The sequence below is a fragment of the Paraburkholderia tuberum STM678 genome (assembly GCF_902833905.1).
GTDB lineage: Bacteria > Pseudomonadota > Gammaproteobacteria > Burkholderiales > Burkholderiaceae > Paraburkholderia > Paraburkholderia tuberum.
In genome coordinates this window covers 1-5,511 of record NZ_CADFGP010000135.1, presented here as the reverse complement: position 1 = coordinate 5,511, position 5,511 = coordinate 1, and the positions used below count along the sequence as shown (strand labels likewise).

7 protein-coding genes are annotated in these 5,511 nt (G+C 60.8%); 6 read left to right on the top strand and 1 reads right to left on the bottom strand.

Features of this window, described 5'->3' with window-relative positions; all coding sequences use genetic code 11:
* The first annotated feature begins 79 nt into the window (after positions 1–79).
* The 4 genes from tnpA (at position 80) to HWY30_RS40285 (ending at position 2,929) form a co-directional block, all read left to right on the top strand.
* Entirely contained in the window at positions 80–493 is a 414-nt protein-coding gene (tnpA, locus tag HWY30_RS40300) for an IS66 family insertion sequence element accessory protein TnpA (RefSeq protein ID WP_090806761.1), read from the top strand.
* On the top strand, positions 487–834 hold the full coding sequence (tnpB, locus tag HWY30_RS40295; protein ID WP_208524377.1) for an IS66 family insertion sequence element accessory protein TnpB: 348 nt from the start codon (positions 487–489) through the stop codon (positions 832–834). The genes tnpA and tnpB overlap by 7 nt, the downstream gene beginning before the upstream one ends.
* A 65-nt stretch (positions 835–899) precedes the next feature.
* The gene (tnpC, locus tag HWY30_RS40290; RefSeq protein ID WP_143037341.1) at positions 900–2,423 is read left to right on the top strand and encodes an IS66 family transposase; all 1,524 of its coding nucleotides are present in this window, start codon (positions 900–902) and stop codon (positions 2,421–2,423) included.
* A 14-nt stretch (positions 2,424–2,437) separates the two neighbouring features.
* On the top strand, positions 2,438–2,929 hold the full coding sequence (locus HWY30_RS40285) for a hypothetical protein (protein ID WP_090806756.1): 492 nt from the start codon (positions 2,438–2,440) through the stop codon (positions 2,927–2,929).
* Positions 2,930–3,388: 459 nt separating this feature from the next.
* Here the strand turns inward: HWY30_RS40285 and HWY30_RS43275 are convergent, their stop codons facing one another.
* Positions 3,389–3,583 (bottom strand): type IV toxin-antitoxin system AbiEi family antitoxin domain-containing protein, encoded by a 195-nt coding sequence (locus HWY30_RS43275; RefSeq protein ID WP_167368843.1) that lies wholly within the window; start codon positions 3,581–3,583, stop codon positions 3,389–3,391.
* Between the two features lie 120 nt (positions 3,584–3,703).
* Here HWY30_RS43275 and HWY30_RS40275 point away from each other — a divergent pair, with 120 nt between their 5' ends.
* Positions 3,704–4,171, top strand: a complete 468-nt coding sequence (locus tag HWY30_RS40275) for a helix-turn-helix domain-containing protein (protein ID WP_090812331.1) — start codon at positions 3,704–3,706, stop codon at positions 4,169–4,171.
* Positions 4,168–4,773: a PIN domain-containing protein gene (locus tag HWY30_RS40270; RefSeq protein WP_090812332.1), complete on the top strand. Its 606-nt coding sequence runs from the start codon at positions 4,168–4,170 to the stop codon at positions 4,771–4,773. Before HWY30_RS40275 ends, HWY30_RS40270 begins: the two co-directional genes overlap by 4 nt.
* The last annotated feature ends 738 nt before the right edge of the window (positions 4,774–5,511 follow it).

The following is a 5,511-nucleotide window of genomic DNA, read 5'->3' as shown; positions in this document are numbered from 1 at the left end:
GTATCCGTCAGCGCATCCCGTCTTGAATGCACGTAAGCGCGGTGCGAAGGTGATGCCATCGTAACGACGGAGCAATGCGATGGACGACGCAACGGGAGAGGCCGTACCGACGGGCGCACGACGCCCCCGGCAAGGCGAAGCATTCTGGCGCGAGATGGTCATGGCGTGGACCACAAGCGGACTGGGCCTTCGACGTTTCTGTCGTGAGCAGGGGCTCGCCGTCAGTACCTTCGGCCTGTGGCGCAAGAAGCTCTCGAGCGAGCCACGTGCAGAGGCGCACCCGCTCGCGGTCACACCAGACGCGGCATTTATCGTTTCCCATCCGGACGCCGCACCAGCCACTCCTGCTCCACCGTCGACGGCGGACGCTTTGTCGTCTTCGCGTGATCGGGTGACGTTGTCGCTCGCCGGTGTTCGGATCGAGCTGACCGGTGCTCATGCCGAGCGCATCGTGCGTTTCGTGCTCGGACAGCTCGGCGGTAGCCGGTGCTGATCGCAGCCGACGTCCGTGCGTATATCTGCCGTGAGCCGGTCGACATGCGCAAATCCATCGACGGCCTGTCGTATCTGGTCGAACCACTGCTTGCCCAGAACCCTGTCTCGGGCAATCTGTTCGTGTTCGTCGGGCGGGACCGCTCGAAAGTCAAATGCCTATACTGGGATCGCACCGGCTTCGCGCTCTGGTACAAGCGCCTTGAACGGGGCCGCTTTCCATCACCGTTGGCGCTCGCGCAACGCGGCTTCACGCTCGCCGAACTCAACGCCTGGCTCGAAGGCATTGAGATCCCGGCGCGCGAGCCGCATCACGCCATCGCGGTGACGCGCGTGAGCTGAACACGCTGTCGCCTGCGCAGATACAACGCTCCCCGATCTTGTAAACGTAGCGCGAGTTGGGCATCATGATAGCCATGCCGCCCACCGCTATCACTGTCGCGGAATTGCCGGTCGAGCCCGACGCGCTGCAAGCCTTCGCGCTCGAACAGAACCGGCTGGCATGCGTGCTGTGGGAGCAGCTGGAAGCGCTGCAGCACCAGATTGCCCAGGCGAACCGTGCCCGCTTCGGGGTCAGCTCCGAGCGGCTGGCGGGCCAGGCGGAACTGTTCGATGCCACCACGGTGATACCCGTTCCGCCCGAGCCCGCCGAGGTTCCGGTCGCAGGCCACACCCGCAAGGGACGTCCGGCCCTGCCGAAGGACCTGCCGCGCAAGCGCGTTGAATATGATCTGAGCGACGAGCAGAAGGCGGCATTCGATACGCTCGAGCGCATCGGCGAAGAGCGCAGCGAGACGCTGCACTATGAGCCGTCCACGCTCACCGTTATTGAGCATATCCGTTTCAAGTACGCGGCGAAGAAGGATGGTGAGTCGACCATCGTGACCGCAAGTGCCCAGCCCTCGCCGCTGCCGAAGAGCAATGCGAGCGCGAGCCTGCTGGCTAACATCCTGGTCAACACCTACGTCGATCACCTGCCTTTGAACCGGCAGGAGATGCGCTATGCACGACGCGGTGTGCACCTGCCCCGGGCAACGCTGTGCGAATGGAAGCTGGCGGCAGCCGAACTGCTCGAAGTGCTGCTGCCACCGCTACGGGCTCACCAGTTGCAGGCCCCCCGCATGCACGTGGATGACACGACGCTGCCGTTACTCGAGAAGGGTCGCACGGCGACGCGTACAGCGCGATTATGGGGCTATCTTGGCGCCGGCCAACGCGAAGAGAATGGTGTCTGGGTCGACCACCCGCCGGCGGTCGTGTTCGAGTTCGCCGAATCGCGCTCCGGTTCGCATCCGCTGCGGTACCTGCAGAAGTACAAAGGTTACCTGCAGGCGGACGCATACAGCGGGCATGGCGCACTTTACGAAACCGGAAACATCGTCGAGGTCGGATGCTGGGCCCATTGCCGCCGACGCTTCTTTGAAATCGCGAAGGCGCAGAGCAAACCGGGACTCGCGGCGCAGGCGCTGCAGTGGATTGCCCGCCTGTACGCGATCGAGTCGCGGATCAAAGACCACACGCCCAACATCAAATACGCGGCGCGGCAAACCGAGGCGCTGCCGGTGCTCATGCAGTTCCGGCAATGGCTGGAAGGTAACGTCATCGGTTTGCCGGCTCAGGCGCCGCTCGCGAAAGCCTTCGGCTATGCGTTACGTCACTGGCAGGCCCTGATTCGCTACACCGATAGCGGTATCCTGCTGCCGGACAACAATGCGTTAGAGCGGCAAATCAGACCAATTGCTCTCGGGAGGGCGAACTGGATGTTCGCAGGCTCGCCGAGAGGCGCAAGAGCCGCAGCCACGATGTATTCACTGCTCGGTACGGCTCGCCTGAACGGTTTCGAGCCTTATGCGTGGCTCAAGGACACACTTGAGAAGTTGCCGTCGTATCCTGTCAACCGCGTGCACGAACTGTTGCCGCTCGCCCGTTAAACGCCTACACATTCATGGACATTCTCGACTCGCTTCGGCAGGCGCCCAGCGCCGAGTTGTATCGCCTCTATCTCGCCATCGGCAAAATGCTGGACGACCCGCGACGCATTCTCGAGGTACGTCAACGCTTGCATCTGGGAATGGAGGTCAGCTATATCGGGGGCGATCCGCTCGCACCACCTTCGCACGGAACGGTGGTGGAGTTGAGGCAAACTCAGGCGGTGATCCAGGACAGCCAGAGCCGTCAGCGTTGGTCGGTGCTATACGCGGCGGTTATTCCTGACACTGCGAGCGGCCCAACTCACGCGCCTCCGTCGCCGCCACCGCGAGCTCAGCGAGAGGAATTCTTCATTGGCGACACCGTCGGCTTCACTGACAAACATCTGAGCGAGCGGGTCGGCATCATCGTCCGGCTCAACGCAAAAACCGCGTCCATCGCTGTTAATGATTCGGAAGGCCATTGGCGGGTCTCTTACGCTCTGTTGCGGAAGATCGTCGACATCTAACCGCGCGACACCGTCAACGCGGGTTCCGCTGACGGATACCTAGTTAGGGGGGGAACAAAATTAGTTGCAAAACAGGAACAAATTTCCTTGAACCGACGGGTGCTCCCATCCGACTCTCCGTCGCGTGTGAAGTTTACATAATTAAGATTGGCTGTTTTTATAGTTGTATTTAATTCATAATAACCGCCGATTTTGCACCATCTGGAAAATCGGCGCGCTGCGGGCTAGCGAGATCAGTCCGCGATCGCGCAGACGTCGGGCACGAAGGACCGGGAAGGGGCCACCGGACCGTGTCGGGATCGGCTTCGTTCATTTTGGATTTAGCGTAAGACGTTCGCCGTCTTTGTTCACGTTGGACCAACTGTCCCGGCGCCAGGCCGGTCCACGTATCGTTGCAGGTCTGCGCCCCACCGATAGTTGCTGGTCTTGCCCAGGTCGCGAACCGGCGCCTGCAGTGCGTCATGAATTGTTCGAGGGCGGCGACCGGATATTTCTCAGGGAAGGCATCAGGTTAATCGCTTCCTCCAACGATTGTCCTTTGCCGATATGACGCGCCAGTTCGATCAGCGCGCGTTCCGGAACGGAAATGAGCAAGTATGGATTGCCGCCCGCCAGCGATTTGAGAGTCGTGGCAGGGATTCGTGGATATCTCAAGCTCTTTCGTGCACTGCACCGGCGGGACTTTAGCTTGTCGTTTACTTTATTTCGTTTGATTCGTTTATTGCGTTAGCGTATCATTCGGCGTATGATTAAAGACGCAACTAGGAGCCTTCCATGATCACTGCCACCCCCGATCGCATCGAGCTGACCGACGACCAGGCTGCGCTGCTTGCGAGCGCCAGCCATCTGATGGGCGAAGCACTGGATCGTGCTCGCGCGGCGCGGGTGGCATTGGTAGAGGAGGGGGAGGACGGCGACATCGCGCGCATTGATGTGCCGCCGGCGACGCTGCGCATCCTGTCCAGAGTGCTCGCGATGATGGCTAGCCAGCAGACCTTCCTGCTTTATCCGGCCGACAGCGAGCTCACTACGGGGCAGGCCGCCGACATGCTCGGCGTGTCGCGTCCGTATCTGATTGCCCGACTCGAGGCGGGCGATTTGCCATTCCGCAAGGTTGGGCGACACCGCCGTGTCCGTATGGATGACGTTCTTGCGTACAAGGCGACCATGCAGGTGGAACGTAAGGCGGCCTTGGATGAGATGGTAGCGCAAAGTGAAGCGATGGGTGGCTACGACCTGTGAGGCTGGCCTTTGACCGTTTTACCGTGGTCCTGGACGCATGCGTGCTGTTCCCGATGTTCACCCGCGATGTATTGCTGACGCTCGCCGACCACGGTTTTTACAACCCAAGGTGGTCGGATCGCATCCATGCGGAATGGATGACCAACCTCGTCTCGCGACTTGACGAGCGCGGTACGACGGGCGACGCGGCCGCACGAATCGATAGCGTGCGCCGCGCGATGGATCGGGCGTTCCCGGACGCGCTCGTCCAGAACGTGCCACCAGATTCTCAGGCAGTGCTGCCGGTTGACCCGAAGGACCGGCATGTTGCGATGACGGCCCTTGCAACGCGCGCTGATGCAATCGTGACATTCAACCTGAAGGATTTTGCCGTTGACCATTTGCGTGACGACCTCGCGATCGAGGTCATTCACCCGGACTCGTTTGTGCGCGACTTGATCGACCTGAACGAAAAGCGTGCGGCCGGGGCGTTCCGCGAATTGCGTGCGCGCAAGCGCCATCCACATTGGGAAGGTGACGAACTGATCGAGCGGGCGCGACGCGCAGGTCTGCTGCAGACGGCAGCCTGGCTGGAAGGCGAGGACGTCCGACGGCTGCTGTAGGATCACTCACAGGCGAATGAAGACCGCTAACTCTGAACGGCAGGTCGACACCATTGAACATCAGCCTGCATCCGTTTTTTCGCCTCCACACATATCGACGGGCCGTCGACATCGCTCTCCAAATGCTCGCCAGCAAGCCCGGATCGGGCCTCGAAAATACGTAACGCACGACGCGGGCCTCGATCCCATACTGAAGCTGTGCGGGGGAGGTAGATAGGCGGGAATTTTCTGAGGTAGCTAACGCGTCGTTCCCGCCAGACTCATTCAATGTGACCGGGACAGGTTGCGGTGCACTCGCTCCATGAGAACGCAGCCACACGTCGCACATTTGCGCACCGGTGAACGTGTCGGCATTTGCGACGCGTCATCCGGGCCAAAAATAGAAAACGCCCGTGCGATTCGCACAGGCGTTTCCGTGGCCCCGCTACCGCGCCCCAATGGACGATTTCTCGTCCGCTTCTGCATCAGGGGCCGGCTTCCGCGCGGCTCCCTTTCAGTATAGGACGCGCAGCGGGATATCCAAGCCGGCGAAACTGGCGATCAGATGGCAGGGAACGTAAAGTCCTGTTTCGCTCGGGAACGAGCCCCGCCCGCAAGGATGGCGCATTCAATTTGACATAACATAATTTATCACCATTTCGTGTGTCAGAGCTTTTTAGAAATGTCCGGTTCTGGCTCATTAGAAATGTCCGGTTTCCTGCTCCGGGCTGGCTGCTGTGGCGCATGCTGCGGCATCAC